The organism is Brevibacillus borstelensis (assembly GCF_037834415.1).
GTDB classification, from domain to species: Bacteria; Bacillota; Bacilli; order Brevibacillales; family Brevibacillaceae; genus Brevibacillus; species Brevibacillus borstelensis_A.
In genome coordinates this window covers 111,795-128,024 of the sequence record NZ_JAUMSJ010000003.1, presented here as the reverse complement: position 1 = coordinate 128,024, position 16,230 = coordinate 111,795, and the positions used below count along the sequence as shown (strand labels likewise).

Annotated in this window: 16 protein-coding genes and 1 other RNA gene; 14 read left to right on the top strand and 3 right to left on the bottom strand. The window is 54.8% G+C overall.

Going from position 1 to position 16,230, the window contains the following annotated elements; all coding sequences use genetic code 11:
* Positions 1-482: 482 nt before the first annotated feature.
* From Q3F21_RS04190 to ssrS, 3 genes are all read left to right on the top strand, one after another.
* The gene (locus tag Q3F21_RS04190) at positions 483-1,613 is read left to right on the top strand and encodes a CaiB/BaiF CoA transferase family protein (RefSeq protein ID WP_340250216.1); all 1,131 of its coding nucleotides are present in this window, start codon (positions 483-485) and stop codon (positions 1,611-1,613) included.
* Between the two features lie 26 nt (positions 1,614-1,639).
* The gene (locus Q3F21_RS04185) at positions 1,640-2,410 is read left to right on the top strand and encodes an enoyl-CoA hydratase/isomerase family protein (RefSeq protein WP_340250215.1); all 771 of its coding nucleotides are present in this window, start codon (positions 1,640-1,642) and stop codon (positions 2,408-2,410) included.
* Between the two features lie 74 nt (positions 2,411-2,484).
* Positions 2,485-2,679: non-coding RNA, 6S RNA (ssrS, locus tag Q3F21_RS04180), on the top strand.
* A gap of 94 nt (positions 2,680-2,773) precedes the next feature.
* Here ssrS and Q3F21_RS04175 read toward each other — a convergent pair.
* From Q3F21_RS04175 to Q3F21_RS04165, 3 genes are read right to left on the bottom strand one after another with little or no spacing between them, the layout of a single operon-like run.
* Positions 2,774-3,247 (bottom strand): hypothetical protein, encoded by a 474-nt coding sequence (locus Q3F21_RS04175; protein ID WP_340250214.1) that lies wholly within the window; start codon positions 3,245-3,247, stop codon positions 2,774-2,776.
* 32 nt (positions 3,248-3,279) lie between these two features.
* A complete protein-coding gene (locus tag Q3F21_RS04170) occupies positions 3,280-3,624 on the bottom strand; it encodes a DUF2512 family protein (RefSeq protein WP_340250213.1) in 345 nt (114 codons plus the stop codon).
* A 35-nt stretch (positions 3,625-3,659) separates the two neighbouring features.
* Positions 3,660-5,399 (bottom strand): Rqc2 family fibronectin-binding protein, encoded by a 1,740-nt coding sequence (locus tag Q3F21_RS04165; RefSeq protein ID WP_340250212.1) that lies wholly within the window; start codon positions 5,397-5,399, stop codon positions 3,660-3,662.
* A 213-nt stretch (positions 5,400-5,612) separates the two neighbouring features.
* Here Q3F21_RS04165 and Q3F21_RS04160 point away from each other — a divergent pair, with 213 nt between their 5' ends.
* The 11 genes from Q3F21_RS04160 to Q3F21_RS04110 all read left to right on the top strand — a co-directional run bounded on the left by Q3F21_RS04160 (position 5,613) and on the right by Q3F21_RS04110 (position 16,229).
* Positions 5,613-6,500: a YicC/YloC family endoribonuclease gene (locus Q3F21_RS04160; protein WP_340250211.1), complete on the top strand. Its 888-nt coding sequence runs from the start codon at positions 5,613-5,615 to the stop codon at positions 6,498-6,500.
* 25 nt (positions 6,501-6,525) lie between these two features.
* Positions 6,526-6,786 carry an extracellular matrix/biofilm regulator RemA gene (remA, locus tag Q3F21_RS04155; RefSeq protein ID WP_003386147.1) on the top strand — a complete coding sequence of 87 codons (261 nt, stop codon included), beginning with the start codon at positions 6,526-6,528 and terminating at the stop codon, positions 6,784-6,786.
* 20 nt (positions 6,787-6,806) lie between these two features.
* Positions 6,807-7,421 (top strand): guanylate kinase, encoded by a 615-nt coding sequence (gmk, locus tag Q3F21_RS04150; protein WP_340250210.1) that lies wholly within the window; start codon positions 6,807-6,809, stop codon positions 7,419-7,421.
* Between the two features lie 3 nt (positions 7,422-7,424).
* Entirely contained in the window at positions 7,425-7,631 is a 207-nt protein-coding gene (rpoZ, locus tag Q3F21_RS04145) for a DNA-directed RNA polymerase subunit omega (protein WP_340250209.1), read from the top strand.
* A gap of 95 nt (positions 7,632-7,726) precedes the next feature.
* Positions 7,727-8,962 (top strand): bifunctional phosphopantothenoylcysteine decarboxylase/phosphopantothenate--cysteine ligase CoaBC, encoded by a 1,236-nt coding sequence (gene coaBC, locus Q3F21_RS04140; RefSeq protein WP_340250208.1) that lies wholly within the window; start codon positions 7,727-7,729, stop codon positions 8,960-8,962.
* Positions 8,959-11,391 carry a primosomal protein N' gene (gene priA, locus Q3F21_RS04135; protein ID WP_340250207.1) on the top strand — a complete coding sequence of 811 codons (2,433 nt, stop codon included), beginning with the start codon at positions 8,959-8,961 and terminating at the stop codon, positions 11,389-11,391. Before coaBC ends, priA begins: the two co-directional genes overlap by 4 nt.
* 16 nt (positions 11,392-11,407) lie before the next feature.
* Positions 11,408-11,884: a peptide deformylase gene (gene def / locus Q3F21_RS04130; RefSeq protein WP_340250206.1), complete on the top strand. Its 477-nt coding sequence runs from the start codon at positions 11,408-11,410 to the stop codon at positions 11,882-11,884.
* 6 nt (positions 11,885-11,890) lie between these two features.
* Positions 11,891-12,841 (top strand): methionyl-tRNA formyltransferase, encoded by a 951-nt coding sequence (fmt, locus tag Q3F21_RS04125; protein WP_340250205.1) that lies wholly within the window; start codon positions 11,891-11,893, stop codon positions 12,839-12,841.
* A gap of 3 nt (positions 12,842-12,844) precedes the next feature.
* Positions 12,845-14,191, top strand: coding sequence for a 16S rRNA (cytosine(967)-C(5))-methyltransferase RsmB (gene rsmB / locus Q3F21_RS04120; protein WP_340250204.1), 1,347 nt, complete (start codon positions 12,845-12,847; stop codon positions 14,189-14,191).
* Between the two features lie 201 nt (positions 14,192-14,392).
* Complete coding sequence (rlmN, locus tag Q3F21_RS04115) at positions 14,393-15,463, top strand: 23S rRNA (adenine(2503)-C(2))-methyltransferase RlmN (protein ID WP_340250203.1); 1,071 nt, start codon at positions 14,393-14,395, stop codon at positions 15,461-15,463.
* A 4-nt stretch (positions 15,464-15,467) separates the two neighbouring features.
* On the top strand, positions 15,468-16,229 hold the full coding sequence (locus Q3F21_RS04110; RefSeq protein ID WP_340250202.1) for a Stp1/IreP family PP2C-type Ser/Thr phosphatase: 762 nt from the start codon (positions 15,468-15,470) through the stop codon (positions 16,227-16,229).
* Position 16,230 lies beyond the last annotated feature (1 nt).

The window sequence follows — 16,230 nt, the reverse complement described above, 5'->3', positions numbered from 1 at the left end:
TGCAAAAAGTCTTACGGCCATTGCTACCACAAAAAGTGCTGTAAAAAGAAATACTACAAGAAAAAATGCTATTACAAACCCGTTTATAAGTACGACTGCCATAGCCACAAAGGATATGGTGGTTACGGTTACGACTCCTCTTCCTCCGGCTCCGGCTACGACAGCCGTTATTAACAAACAGCGGGCGCATCTCCTTTAACGGGGCATGCGCCTGCTGCAAAAAAGGCCTTATCGCATTTATTGGAAGGCAGCGAGCCTTTTTTCACAAACGAGCGCCGGGCAGATCCTGTTACGCAGGTCTGTCCGGTTTTTTTTTCAAACCACCGGCATGATTTTTCGAAAGAACCGTCCCTGCAACATGGGAAAAAGCTTGACGCTGCCGTCTTTTCCAGCCGAAACGGTTTATTTATTGGAAAAAAGAGGATTGGAAGCAATCGAAACGAAATGAACTAGGAAAGGGTTGGAAAGGAGCGGTCAAAGCCATGTTGACAGGGATTACGGTAGTCGATTTTTCGCGCCATCTTCCCGGACCGTTTTGCACCATGAGATTGGCTGACCTGGGAGCAGAAGTGATCAAGGTGGAGACGTATCCGTCCGGGGACCCTGGGCGGGTGATGGGACCGAGGATCGGGCAGACAGGAGCCATGTTTCTTTCTACCAGCCGAAACAAGCAAAGTATGGCAATTAATCTTCGAACGTCGATTGGCAAAGAGCTGGCGTATGAATTGGCTCGGCAGGCAGATGTCGTCGTCGAAAGCTTTCGTCCGGGAGTAATGAAACTGCTCGGGCTGGATTACGAGAGGCTCTCGCAAAATCACCCGTCCATCGTCTATTGCTCGCTTACCGGGTACGGACAGAGCGGCCCGATGCGGCAGCTCGGCGGACATGATCTGAACTTTCAGGCAGTCAGCGGATTTCTTTCAACAATCCGCGACGAGGACGGGAAGCCGGTCATCGCCGAGGTCCCGATCGCCGACTATGCGGGCGGTATGTATGCGTCTGAGCAAATTTGCGCGGCGTTGGTCAGACGGTTTCAATCAGGTGAGGGAGCGTATCTGGATCTTTCTTTGGTCGATTCATTGTCTTCCTGGATGGGGATGCATGCGCTTTTCGCTCAATACTCGGCAGGAGCGGAGATGGCCCGATTTTTTAAAGGACGCCTTGCCTATCAAATCTTCGAGACAGCAGAGGGGAAATACGTCGTTCTCGCGGCCCTGGAGGAAAAGTTCTGGCTCAATTTTTGCAGGGCTGTCGGCCGTGAGGATTGGGAAGGCCTGCATGGGGTCCGTCTCGATGAATATCCGCATGTTTACGAAGAATTGAAAGCGCTTTTTCTCTCGCGTACTCAGCAGGAGTGGGGAGAACTGGGCAGCGAGGTCGATTGCTGTCTGACCCCAGTGGCGGAAATGGAGCAGGATAGAGCGGACGAACACGGGAAAGGTTTGGAGGTTCACGCCCAAAGCGCCCTTGCCGGCAAAGAGGAGCTGAACGGGGATACGGCATCCCAGGCAGAGTACGGCGCAAATACATGGCAGGTACTCAGGCGGAAGCTGGGGTTGCCCGTTGAAAAGCTGGAGGAACTGGGAAGGGACGGAGTCATTCCGTTTGCATAAAAGAAAAAGAAATGGAGGCTATGGCAATGAAGGATCAGCAAGCGCTTCCCCTCTACACCGAACTTCATGAAGGGATCCTGACGATCATGCTGAATCGTCCGCGCGTACTGAACGCGCTGACACTGGAGATGTTTTCGCTCCTGAAAGATACGATTTCCTATGCGGCAAACGAAGAAGAGGTCAAAGCGGTCATCTTTCGGGGAGCAGGCGGGAATTTTTGCTCCGGCGCCGATTTAAGCGTGCTCGGCATGCTGAGCGAATCGGATCAAGCTCATCAAGCGCTCACCATCATCAACGACTTTCTCCTGCAATTGCATCACTTGCCCAAACCGGTGATTGCAATGGTGGAGGGTGCAGCAGTTGGCGCCGGACTCAACCTGGCGCTGCATGCAGACTTTGTTCTGGCTGCGAAGGAAGCCGTGCTGCAGGAGCCTTTCGTCCACATCGGGCTGACAACGGACTTTGGCGGCACGCATCTGTTGCCGAGGCTCGTTGGCATGGCACAGGCCAAACGGCTGGCCTTGTTGGGAGAAAAAATAAGCGGCAGCGAAGCCGAAAGGATTGGCTTGATCTACAAGGCTGTCGACGCGGCCTCGCTCGAACAGGAAGTAGATCAGCTAGCGAAAGTTTTGTTGAGGATGCCGAGGCTGGCGTGGGAGACGACCAAAATGGGGTTGACTGCCTGTCTGGAGCTCAATATGGAAGAGGCGCTTGCCTGGGAAAAGCAGCAGCAACCCAAGCTGATCGCTCATCCCGAGTTTCAGTCGGTCATTCGTCAGCGGCTGAAAAAGGAGTAAGCGAAATTCTTTGGCTCTTCTGGAGAAATTATCCATTGAGAACAGGGCGCACCTATGGTAAAGTAAATAACAACAAGATCCTGCGATGTACGTTAGACTGTATATGTTTCTAACCTTATACGTATTTTCAGGGAGACGGAACTTCACGCAGATGTCAGGCCCACCTCCCTTTTTGGGGACGCATGGGAAGGCAAAAACGTGGACGGGTCACCCACCTGTGTGAGCGCAGGTTACAGAAACATTAGGTCGGACGGCAGAGCGGGGGATTTTTTTGTCCAAGCCTGGAAAGTAATTTCCATTCAAATTGCACAATTTGTATACATAAAAAAACCTGAGGCGTCGTGGCTTCAGGTTTTTTTGTTGTCATTGGTTTTTTGACGAATTGGAGCCTCCGGAAAAGCTGTTGCCGCTGCCTCCGTTATTCCCGCTTCCGCCCATGTTGTTATTGCCGGCTCCCTGGTTTTGCTGATCGCTATTGTTGACGATGGTCAGGGACTGCTCCAGTGCCTTGCTGTCCTTGGCATCCTGGATGATTTGATACATTTGCAGGAAGTTTGCTTTTTGGCCTTCCGGAATTCCTTTGATCCGGACAGTCAGCTCCTGGGGACCGTTCTGCTGCTGATTGCCGCTGCCGTTGTTTCCCGCTTGGCTTTGACCGCTGCTGTCGCCGGTTTGCTCCTCAAGGAAGCTGAGGAACATGGAGTCGTCGTTCTGACCTGCTCCCTCCTGCTGCGATTGCTGTCCTTGTCCTTGCCCGTTTTGCTGTCCGCCTTGTTCTGGCTCAAACAGGACGCTAAATTCATTCAAGTCCGTCTGGATGATCCCGATGACGTTCATCCCGATCCTCCCTTGTTCTCAAAAGTCGCGCATCACCCGGGGTGCCTGGAATGGTGTACACCGCGGTGCTGCAAGTAGTTATGGTAGAAATATTCCACGATGGAGATGGCAAAAGCGGTTAAAAATAACCCGGAAAGACGGTAGGGCACGGCAAAAAGGGCACAGGCCATCCAGAGAAGGGCAAAGGCGAGCCCGAAATCGGCGGTGCTGGCGAATGTGTTGTTTGTACGCGGAAGGATAAACCAATCTCCGACCGCATAAGAGATGAGACTGATGACTACACTGGCGACGAGCGCAAATGAGAGTGACGTTCCCGACCATATCAGCCCCGGAACGGCGATAATCCCGTTTGAGAGGAGCTTGACTAAGATGCTCAAGAACGAACACCTCCTTTCATGCTCTTAGTATGATCCTAGGTAGTCTTGCTATTCGTATCGCGGTAATTCGACTTTAATCGGCGTACACTGCTCTCGTCCGGCGTGACGTAGATGGTGCGCTGCTGTTCGTATATGACGAATCCGGGCTTGGCGCCGCTTGGTTTTTTCACGTGCTTTACCAGGGTGTAATCGACCGGAACCTGGCTGCCGCTTTGGGCTTTGCTGTAATAGGCGGCCAGCAGCGCTGCCTCTTTGAGTGTCTGCTCGGAGAAATGGCGAGCGCGAATCACGACGTGAGAGCCGGGAATGTCTTTTGTATGAAGCCACGTATCGCTGGAGGATGCCAGCTTGTTTGTCAGGTATTCATTTTGCTTGTTGTTTTTGCCTACGAGAATTTCCACTCCCTCTGATGAGGTGTAGGCATCAAGCGCGGGGCGGTGGTCCTTTTTCTTTTTGCCCTGCCGTTTTTGCCTGTTGCGGATATAGCCTTGTTCCGCCAGTTCTTCCCGGATCTCCTCCGTATCCTGCAGTGTCGCATGCTCCAATTGGACCAGAAGGCCGTCCAGATAAACGATTTCTTCTTCAGCCTGGGCAATTTGCTCGGCTACAATGCTCAGACTGTTTTTCGCTTTATTGTATCGCTTATAGTACGCCTGCAGGTTTTCCGAAGGCGTTTTTAACGGATCGAGCGGGATTTTCACAATGCCGCCGTTCTCGTCGTACCAGTTGACCGTTTCCAGAACGGTATCGCCGCGTTTCAGCACATGCATGTTGGCCGTAATCAATTCTCCGTAGAGGCGAAATTGCTCGGCTTCCTGCGCTTCGGCCAAGGTTTGCTCCAGCTTATCGATTTTTTTCACGTTCTTGTTCCGTTCATTGGTGACAAAGCGGATCAGGTCGTGAACCTTTTGCTTGACCGTGTCCCGTTGCGCCTTGCCCTCAAAATACCCTTGCAGGCATTGACTGACGGTAGGAAAAGAAGTGATGGCGGCATCCTTCAGATGGGTCAGGGATACGACGTGAAAGTATGCTTTGTCTTTGGTTTCAGCCAAATGCGGGGCATAGTCGTGGCGGGCAATGCCTTGCAGCACCTGCGAAAAAGCTTGCCACAGGGCTTCCCGGGTCGGCAGTCCGGAACGGTGAACGATTTCTTTTGCGAGCAGCGGGCTTACACCGGTAAATGTCTCGACCAATTGCTTGTCAAGACGGCCTGCGTTCCAGTTAAACAGGGAGATGAATTCCTGCTGGGATACGTGCAGCGGATTTTTTTTGTCTTGACTAGGCGGGGCGACATACGTCTTGCCCGGAAGCACCTGTCGATACTGACTGATGGCAAGGGTTACGTGAAGCGCACTGTCCAGGATCACACCGGTCGCCTTGTCGAGCAGGATGATGTTGCTGTGTTTCCCCATGATTTCGATCACAATCCGGCGGCGTGTCGTATCGCCCAGCTCGTCGCGGCCGCGGATGTCCATGAAAACGATCCTCTCCATATCGACTTGCTCGATCGATTCGATCAAACCGCCTTCGCAATGCTTTCGGAGGAGCATGCAGAACATGGGCGCCTCCATCGGATTGGCAAACTCTTCGGTTGTCAGATGGAGCCGGGGATAGGTTGGGTTTGCGGAGAGCAGCAGTTTACCCGTTTCCCCCTGCATGCGCAATTGCATGACGATATCGCTGTAATGGGGCTGATGGATTTTCGCAATCCGCGCGCCCTCCCATCGCTTTAATTCATGGATAACGGCACGAGTCACAACACCGTCAAAAGCCATTTTCTTCACCTCTAGCTCTAAAAATGCAAAATACGCTGTGAACGGTTCATGACCTTTTATGAGAAATAAGGATGATTTCGCTTAGCGTCAGTCACAGTGTAACACATTCCCACCATGGACGGTATTGGCAGCGTGGGTTCGGCTTTGGTTGACACTGCAAAGAGTTGTCTCCTATAATGAATTAACGATTTTACGACAGTGGAAGTGATATCCATGGTCCGAAGCATGACTGGTTACGGCCGAAAGGAAACCATGTACGGAGCTTTCCGGTTGTCCGTGGAGATGCGGGCTGTCAATCACCGTTTTGCGGAGATCATCGTTAGACTGCCGAAAGCCTATGGTGTGCTGGAAGAGCCGGTTCGCAAGCTGGTGGCGGAGTACATTCGCCGCGGGCGGGTGGAAGTGACGGTATCGATCGATGAAGCGGCATCCGGCGAGGCAGAGTTTCAAATAAACTGGAACGCCGCAGAACAATACGTCAGGGCGTTGCGCGAAATGAATGATCGGTTTTCCCTTGATGCGCCTTTGGCTGCCAAGGATTTGCTGCTGCTGCCCACGGTGCTTTCCGGAAAGGAGACAGAAGCGGTAAAGCCTGAGGAATTTTGTGAGCCGCTTTTGGAAGTGACGCGAGAAGCTGCGGAAGACCTTCTGTCGATGAGACAAAAAGAGGGACAAAAGCTGGAGGAAGATATCAGCAGACGCCTTGGCGATATCGTCTCCTGGACCAGAGAAATCGCTCAAAGCGCTCCTGTCGTGGTAGAGGAGTACCGGGCCCGGCTCAATCAGCGCGTAAGTGAATGGATTCAGGGCACGCCGTTTGAGGCGGATATGCAGCGGCTGGCGCAAGAGGTGGTTTTTTTTGCGGATCGAAGCGATATCAGCGAAGAGATTACGCGCCTGGAAAGTCATTGCGCCCAATTCTCGGGGCTGTTGGCACAGTCGGATGCGATCGGGCGGAAGCTCGACTTTTTGCTGCAGGAGATGAATCGGGAAGCGAATACGATAGCCGCCAAGGCAAATAATCTTTCCATTCAGCGGTCGGCCATCGAGATCAAGACAGAATTGGAAAAGATGAAAGAGCAGATTCAAAACATCGAGTAGCGATGAAGGGGTGGACGGTGCCGTCATGGCCATTAAGCTTATTAATATCGGGTTTGGCAATATCGTCAATGCCAACCGCATTATTTCCATCGTCAGTCCGGAGTCCGCGCCGATCAAGCGGATCATCCAGGAGGCGAGAGACCGCAACATGCTGGTGGACGCTACATACGGCCGGAGAACGAGGGCCGTCATCATCACGGACAGCGACCATGTCATTTTGTCCGCGGTTCAGCCGGAAACGGTGGCGCAGCGGTTGACGAACAAAGACGATGAATCGGACGAATAAAGCAGGAGTTGAATACATTCATGAGCGATAGGGGTCTCCTTCTGGTTCTCTCCGGGCCGTCTGGCGTGGGGAAGGGCACGGTTTGCAAAGCTCTGCGGGAGCGCATGCCGGATCTCGTATACTCTGTTTCCGCCACGACGCGTTTGCCGCGTGCGGGTGAAGTAGAGGGAGTGAACTACTTTTTTACGAGCAAGGAAAAGTTCCGCCAGATGATTGAGCAGGATCAACTGCTCGAATGGGCGGAGTACGTGGGAAACTACTACGGAACGCCACGCAAGTTCGTGGAAGAGACTTTGGACAGCGGGCGCGACGTCATCCTCGAAATTGAAGTGCAGGGAGCTTTGCAGGTCAAGCAAAAGTTTCCGCAGGGGACGTTCCTGTTCCTTGCCCCGCCCGATCTGGCCGAGCTGGAAAACCGGATCGTCGGCAGGGGCACCGAGTCTGAGAAAACGATCCGTCACCGCATGGAAATGGCTCGCACCGAGATTGAACTGATGGACCAGTACGACTATGTGGTAGTCAATGACCAGATTGAATGTGCCTGCGAGCGTATTCAATCGATCATTACAGCCGAACATTTAAAGAAAGAACGCCAAATCCACAAGTTCCGCAAATGGCTCAAGGAGGTAGAATAACGTATGCTGTATCCATCCATTGACAAGCTGACTGCAAGAGCTGAAAGCAAATATACACTGGTGACGATCGCTTCCAAGCGCGCTCGTCAAATCCGTGAGAATAGCCCCGTCCAGGTGGAAAAGCCGAAATCCAAAAAGTTTGTCGGCCAAGCGCTGGAAGAGCTGATCCATGACCAGCTGATCCACGACACGATCGACTCTCGTAAATAAGCGGACTGTCACCCGCGTACTTGCTTACCCAACAACCTCGCGCAGGTTGTTTTTTTTCGGACTGGAGATACCCACCTAGAGAGGAGAGATTAGGAATGCTTCCTTTGACGGGCAAACAAATCGTATTGGGTGTTTCAGGGGGAATCGCCGCCTACAAAGCCGCAGCGCTTACAAGCAAGCTAACCCAGGCCGGGGCCCTTGTACGGGTTATTTTGACAGAAAACGCTGCAAGATTTGTACAGCCGCTCACCTTTCAAGCCTTGTCCCACGGGCCGGTTTACACGGATGTATTTGCGGAGCCCGATCCAGGCGTGATCAGCCATATCGATCTGGCCGATCAGGCGGACCTGGTGCTGATCGCGCCGGCTACAGCCAATGTCATTGGCAAAATGGCAAACGGAATCGCCGATGACATGCTCACAACCACTGTGCTGGCCACAAAAGCGCCAGTCATATTGGCTCCTGCGATGAATGTCAATATGTACGACCATCCGGCAGTGGCCAACAATATGCAAAAACTGACCGACTACGGATACCGTTTCATCGAGCCGGGCGAGGGGCTGCTGGCCTGCGGCTGGGTCGGAAAAGGTAGGCTGGCCGAGCCGGAGGAAATCGTATCGGCAATCGTCCGCTTTTTTGCCGGGCAGACCCAGAAAAAACAGGATTTGCAAGGGAAAAGGGTGCTCGTCACCGCCGGACCTACGCGGGAAAAAATCGATCCGGTACGGTATATCACAAATCACGCCTCCGGAAAGATGGGCTACGCCATCGCCGAAGCCGCACAGGCCCGTGGAGCGCAGGTCGTGTTGATCAGCGGACCGACAAATCTGACGCCGCCTGCCGGGGTCCGTCTCGTGCCTGTGGAATCCGTGCAAGAGATGCACGACGCTGTCATGGAAAAGCTATCCGAAAGCGATATCGTCATAAAATCGGCTGCAGTCTCCGACTATCGGCCAAGAACGGTGCACGAGCATAAAATGAAAAAAGGCGAGGGACCGCTTGTGTTGGAGCTGGACAAGGCGCCCGATATCCTGAAAGAGGTAGGGAAGCGTAAAGACAAGCAGTTCGTCGTCGGATTTGCCGCTGAGACGCAGGATGTGCTGCAGCACGCAAAAGGGAAACTGGAGAAGAAAAATCTCGATATGATCGTAGCCAACGACGTCTTGCTGGAAGGCGCCGGAATGGGAAGCGACACCAATATCGTCACCCTGTTGACAAGGGAGGGAGAGCAGGTGGCGCTGGACAAATTGAGCAAGCGGGAGGTCGCCGACAAGCTGCTGGATGCGATCTTGCTCAAGCTGAACCATCAGCCTCTGCCCGAAAAGCTATGATCGCCCGCGTGATTGTAGACGTTCCCGTAAACCGGACGAACCGTCCCTTTGACTACCGTGTCCCGGACTGGCTCGTGCCGCTCATGAAAACGGGCAGCAGGGTCATCGTCCCGTTCGGCCCCCGCAAGCTGCAGGGGTACGTCATCGGCTTGGAGGAGACCTGTAAGCAAGGTGCTTCAAGCAAGCTGCGGGACGTCGAACAGGTTCTCGACGACCAACCGCCGCTCTCCGACGAACTGATCAGACTGGGCGAGTGGATGTCGAGACAGTACTTATGTCCCTGGGTAACGGCTTTGCAAGCGATGATCCCTGCGGTTCTAAAGGGGAAGTCGGAAAAGTGGCTGCTCGCCTCGGAACAGTTGGAGGCAGAGATGTGCGGCCGCTCGCCGCTGTTGTGGGAGTTGTTCAGACGAAAGCAGCTTCCGCTGGCCGAGGTGGAAAAGCATTTTCCCGACGAGGCCATGCTGGTGCCCGGGTGGATTTCGAGCGGGCTCGTTTCCACCGGTTATCAAGTGACTGATCGAGCGACGCGAAAACAGCAATCGTTCGTCCGCAGTCTGCTTGCTCGCGAAGAGCTGGTTGAAGCGCTCGAGTCCCTGCCGGCGCGAGCGGAGCAAATGCGGCGGGTCCTTCAGCTGCTGCTCGAGCATGAGGGCCAGTCTTTTTCCGTCAAAATGCTGCGGGAGGAGCTGGGCATTACCCGTTCCCCGCTGAAAAGTCTGGAAAGCCGCGGCTGGATCGCGATCGAGCAGATGGAGGTATACAGAGATCCTTACGCGCACAGACGCTTCGCAGCCGCGCAAAAGCCGGTCTTTACCGCCCGGCAGGAGCATGTGCTGCAAGCGGTGCAGCTTTCGATCAAGAAAAACGAGTACGGCGCTTTCCTTTTGCATGGAGTAACGGGTAGCGGAAAAACAGAGGTGTACCTGGAAGCGATCGAGGAAACGCTGGCCAGAGGACGGGAAGCCATTTTTCTCGTGCCGGAAATCTCTTTGACTCCGCAAATGGTGGAGAAATTCAAGGCCCGATTCGGCAATGAGGTAGCTGTCCTGCACAGCGCCCTGTCACAGGGGGAACGCTATGACGAGTGGCGCAAAATCATCCGCAAGGAAGTGAGCGTCGTCGTGGGAGCCCGCTCCGCCGTCTTCGCTCCGTTTCAAAACGTGGGGCTGATCGTTATCGACGAGGAGCACGAAAGCTCGTATAAACAGGAGGAAACGCCCCGCTACCACGCTAGAGAGGTCGCCATCTGGCGGGCAAAGGAGAACAACGCCGTCCTGCTGATGGGCAGCGCGACACCCGCACTGGAAACATACGCCCTGGCCGAACGGGGCCGCTATACGCTGCTCTCGATGCCTGAACGGGTTGGAAATCGCCCGCTTCCCCGCGTTCACGTAGTCGATATGAGAGAAGAGCTTCGTTCCGAAAACCGCTCGATGTTCAGCCGTCAACTGCATGAAATGATTGGCGAGCGGCTTGCCCGTCAGGAACAGATGGTGCTGTTTTTGAACCGACGGGGGTTTTCCACGTTCGTCATGTGCCGTTCCTGCGGCTACACGCTTCGCTGTGTCCACTGCGATATCTCATTGACCTACCACCGGACCAACCACACGGCCCGCTGCCACTACTGCGGCTATACGATCAAGCAGCCGAACCACTGCCCGGAGTGCCAGAGCGAGCACATCCGCTTTTTCGGCACGGGGACGCAAAAGGTGGAGGAGGAGCTGGCCCGTTTATACCCCGGTATCCGGGTCATCCGCATGGACGTCGACACCACCTCGCGAAAAGGGGCGCACGAAGAGCTGCTTCGCAAGTTTCGCACCGGACAGGGAGATGTGCTGCTCGGTACGCAAATGATCGCCAAAGGACTCGATTTTCCGCGAGTCACCCTGGTAGGGGTCATCGCCGCGGATACATCGCTCTTTTTGCCTGATTTCCGCGCTGCGGAGAAAACGTTCCAGCTTCTTACCCAGGTAGGCGGGCGAGCGGGACGCCACGAACTGGAAGGGGACGTGGTGATACAGACCTATACCCCGGAGCATTACAGCATCATTCACGCGACCAGGCATGATTATCCCTCATTTTACCGGGAAGAGATGCTACAGCGCAGGCGAACGGGCTATCCGCCGTATTACCGGCTCGTCCTGATCACGTTTTCCCACGAAGACGTGCCGGTCGTCATCAAGGCGGCGCATCTGGTCGCCGATTACTTGCGCCCCCATTTGGCGGAGACGACGATCCTGCTGGGACCTGTCGCCTCGCCCATCGCACGCGTCAAAGATAGATTTCGGTTCCAAATCATGTTAAAATATCGGGATGAATCGCGGTTGCCGGACCTTTTGGCACAGGCGACATCCGCATTTGAAGAATGGAACAAACAGCAGAGGGTACTGATGACGATTGACGTCGATCCGTACGTGCTGCTTTAGGGAGGATAAACAACAGATGGCTATTCGCACAATTGTCAAACACCCAGATCCGATTCTGCGGGAGAAAGCAATCCCGGTCAAAAATTTCAACGCCAATTTGCACAAGCTGCTCGACGATATGGCGGATACGATGTACGATGCGGACGGAGTAGGATTGGCAGCCCCGCAGGTAGGCATTTCCAAACGAGTCATCGTGATGGACTGCGGAGAGGGTCTGATCGAAGTGGTTAACCCGGAAATCATCGAGCACAAGGGAGAGCAGTTTGACTATCCCGAGGGCTGCCTGAGCATTCCGGGACTGCGCGGGGATGTTCGCCGCCACAAATGGATCAAGCTGCGCGGGCAAGACCGCAACGGCAATGTCTTTGAAATGGAAGCCGATGACCTTTTGTCCCGCTGCGCCCAGCACGAGATCGATCATCTGAACGGCATTCTGTTTATCGATGTGGCAGACCGGGTTTATACGGTGAACCCGGATGAGGAAGGGGAATAACTCGAATTGAAAGACGTACGCATACTCTTTATGGGAACGCCCGATTTCGCCGTTCCTTGCCTGGAGGCTTTGATCGCGGAGGGCTATACGATCGTCGCGGCCGTCACCAAGCCGGATCGGCCTGTCGGACGCAAACAAGTGATGACGCCGCCGCCAGTGAAGGAGGCGGCTTTGCGGCACGGCATCCCTGTACTGCAACCTGAGAAGATCAAAGCGCCTGAAGCGCTGGAGGAAGTGCTTTCGCTTCGTCCCGATTTGATCGTCACTGCAGCGTACGGGCAAATCCTGCCGAAACAATTGCTCGACGCCCCAAGACTCGGCTGCATTAACGTTCACGCTTCCTTGCTCCCCAAATACCGCGGCGGGGCTCCGATCCATAAAGCGATCATCGCGGGAGAAAAGGAGTCGGGCGTGACGATCATGTATATGGTTGAAGCTCTCGACGCCGGCGACATGCTGTCCAAGGTCGCAGTCCCCATCGAAGAGCGGGACACGGCGGGAACGCTGTTTGAAAAGCTGTCGGCAGAAGGCGCCAAGCTGCTCGTAAAAACGCTTCCCGGACTCCTGGCGGGAGAGATCGTACCTGAGCCGCAGGACCATGAGCGTGCGACATTTGCACCGACGATCAAACGATCCGAGGAGAAGGTCGACTGGACGAAAGCGGCGGAAGACGTGTACAACCAGGTAAGAGGGCTTAACCCGTGGCCGGTCGCCTTTACTACGTACCAAGGGAAAAGCTGGAAGATATGGCGGGTGGAAAAGCATTCTTCAACCAGCCAGAGCGCAGAGCCAGGGACGATTATCGGCCTGGAACAGGACGGCTTGGTGATTGCTTGCGGCAGCGGAGCGGTCAAGATCACGGAATTGCAGCCGGAAGGGAAAAAACGGATGAGCGCTCTCGACTTCTTGCGGGGAGCGGGCGGCAGCTTGGAAATCGGCACAAAGGTAGGAGAATGACAAGTGGCAAAAAAAGGTGCGCGTGACATTGCCCTCGATGTCCTGAACCGGGTGGAGGAACATCAGTCGTACAGCAATCTCGAGCTTAAACACGTCCTGGACCGCGAGGAGTTGCGCGCTCCCGACGCCGGACTGGTGACGGAGCTGGTGTATGGCACGATCCAGCGCCGACTGACGCTGGATGCGGCGCTGGATCGTTTCATACGGGGCAAGAAGGTGCAGACGTGGGTGAAGAATTTGCTCCGTCTCAGTCTGTATCAGATCCGCTTCCTCGACCGGATTCCCGATCGGGCGGTCGTCCACGAGGCGGTGGAAATCGCCAAACGCAGAGGACATCAAGGTATCGCCTCGATGGTAAACGGCGTTTTGCGCAATGCGCTTCGCAGTCCCGATCTTTGGGACAAGCTCGGGAGCGGAGATGCGGTAGAGCGGCTGTCGGTCGAGCAATCCCATCCGGAATGGCTCGTGCGCAGGTGGACGGCGCAGTACGGTATCGAGGCGACCAGGCTGATCTGTGAAAGCAACAACCGTCCGCCACGCACTTCCATTCGGGTCAACACGCTGAAGACGACGAGAGACGAGCTGCTCGGCAAGCTGAAGCAGCAATTTCCGCAGGCAGTGCCTTCCGCCGTCAGCCCCGATGGCCTTGTCATGGAGGGCGGACACGCGGCGGGGATGGAGCTGTTTCGCCAGGGGTACTTTACGGTTCAGGACGAAAGCTCCATGCTTGTAGCCCCCTCGCTGGCTGTCGCTCCGGGTATGAGAGTGCTCGATGCCTGTGCGGCTCCGGGCGGGAAAACGACCCATATCGCCGCACTGATGAAGAATGAAGGAGAAATAATCGCCAGCGATGTGCATCCGCACAAGCGCGATTTGATCGCGCAAAATGCAAAGCGGCTGGGGATCACCATGATTGAGCCGATCGTTTCCGACGCACTTGCGCTTGGCGAGAAAAAACTGGGCTTGTTCGATCGGATTTTGCTGGACGCGCCGTGTACCGGCTTTGGCGTGATTCGGAGAAAGCCGGATCTCAAGTGGAACAAGACGCCCGATGATGTAAAAGCGATAGCAGAGCTTCAGTACCGGCTCCTTCAGAGCGTGGCGGAGCTCTTGGCTCCCGGGGGATTGCTCGTCTACAGCACGTGCACGATCGAGCCGGAGGAAAACGAGATGGTCGTTCGGCGGTTTGTGCAGAATCACCCGGCGTTTGAGCTGGATGGTACGCTTGCGGATGATCTGCCTAAGTCTGTTTGTGATAAAATCAATGCAGCTAAGGGCTTTGTGCAAGTATTGCCGCACCACTTTGAAAGTGACGGCTTCTTCATCGCCCGACTGAAGCGAAAAGCGTAGGAAACAAGGGGGTGGCATGCCGTTTTCCGGATAAGCCGCTCCCTTGCCGTTTGTACTCGGGTAGAATGGTTTACACTAGGAGAAGCGATGCATTTTCGGGTGTGCCGCCGATTTCTTGTTTGATGCGGCAGACAATGCAGGGTACAATGATAAGATGACGATTTGCACCAAGCCAATGACTTGAGGATGTGAAAAAGAAGAATGCCACTTACTTCCTATACGAGCGAAAAGCCGCTCATATACAGTTTGACACCGGACGAGATGAAAGAATGGCTCGTTGAAATCGGAGACAAGGCGTTTCGCGCCCAGCAGATTTTTGACTGGCTGTACGTCAAGCGCGTCCGTTCCTTTGAGGAAATGACCAACCTGTCAAAGAACCTGCGCCAAAAGCTCGCGGAAACCTTCCGGATCGAGGCGATGGAAGAGATCACCCACCAAACCTCGCAGGACGGGACCGTCAAGTTTTTGTTCAAGCTCGTTGACGGTCATGCGATCGAGACTGTGATCATGCGCCACAGCTACGGCAACAGCATTTGTGTGACGACCCAGGTAGGCTGCCGGATCGGCTGCACGTTCTGCGCATCCACTCTGGGCGGTTTGAAGCGCAATCTGGATGCCGGGGAGATCGTTGCCCAGGTGCTGATGGCCCAGCGAAAGCTGGACGAAGAAGGAGCGCGCGTCAGCCACGTCGTCGTGATGGGGATCGGCGAACCGTTCGAGAACTTCGAGAACCTGATTGCCTTTCTGCAAATCATTAACGACAACCGCGGCCTGAACATCGGGGCTCGCCACATCACTGTCTCCACCAGCGGCATCGTGCCGAAAATCTACGAGTTTGCCGATCGCGGCGGACAGGTCAATCTGGCAATCTCCCTCCACGCTCCGAATACGGAGCTGCGGACCAAGCTGATGCCGATCAACCGCGGCTTCCCGCTGGAAAAGCTGCTGGAGGCATGCCGCTACTACATCTCCAAGACAGGGCGCAGAATCAGCTTTGAGTACGGCTTGTTCGGGGGGACCAATGATCAGCCCGAGCACGCCGAGGAGCTCGCCGATCTGATCGGCGACATGCTGTGCCACGTCAATTTGATCCCGGTAAACTACGTGCCGGAGCGGGATTACGTCCGGACTCCGCGAAACGAAATCTTCCAGTTCAAAAACATTCTGGAAGACAGAGGCATCAACGTGACGATTCGGCGCGAGCAGGGCAGCGACATTGCGGCTGCCTGCGGACAATTACGAGCGCAATATGCGAAAGAAACCGTGGGGTGATTCCATGGAAATGGCAATGAAATCTCACGTCGGCTGCGTACGCCAGGTTAACGAAGATTTTTACGCGTGCATCGCCGATGTGAGCGGACGGGTTTTGGCAATCGTAGCAGACGGAATGGGCGGGCATCAGGCTGGTGATGTGGCCAGCCGCCTCGCCGTTGAGCGAATAGTAAAAGAACTGCGTCATCTGGAAACGGGGCTTGACGGGGAAGACGAACGGGAGCACCTGATGAACGCTCTTCTCGTTGCAAACGACGAAGTCTATCGATACGCGCAGGAGCATCCCGAATGCAACGGCATGGGAACGACCGTCGTAGCCGCTTTGCTTGGGCCGGCAGGCGTCGTTACCGCCCACATCGGAGACAGCCGCCTGTATCACTTTCAAAATGAAGAGCTGGTGCAGAAAACAGAGGATCACACTCTCGTTCACGAGCTGTTGAAAAGCGGCCAGATCACTCCGCAGGAAGCATCTGTTCATCCGCAGCGCAACGTGATCATGAGGGCGCTCGGAACCGAGCCGAACGTACGCATCGACCTTGGCCAATTTGAGTGGTCGGAGGGCGATGTCGTTCTGCTGTGCTCAGATGGCTTGACGAATAAGGTGCAGTACCCGGCATTAATAGACTGGCTGAAAAAACCCGTATCCTTGCAGGATCAGGTGGACGGTCTGGTTCATCAGGCCCTGGAAGCAGGCGGCGAGGACAATATCACATTGGTGGCCATACGCAATCAGGCAAAGGTTGACACCGTTCAGAAAGAGGGGTGAG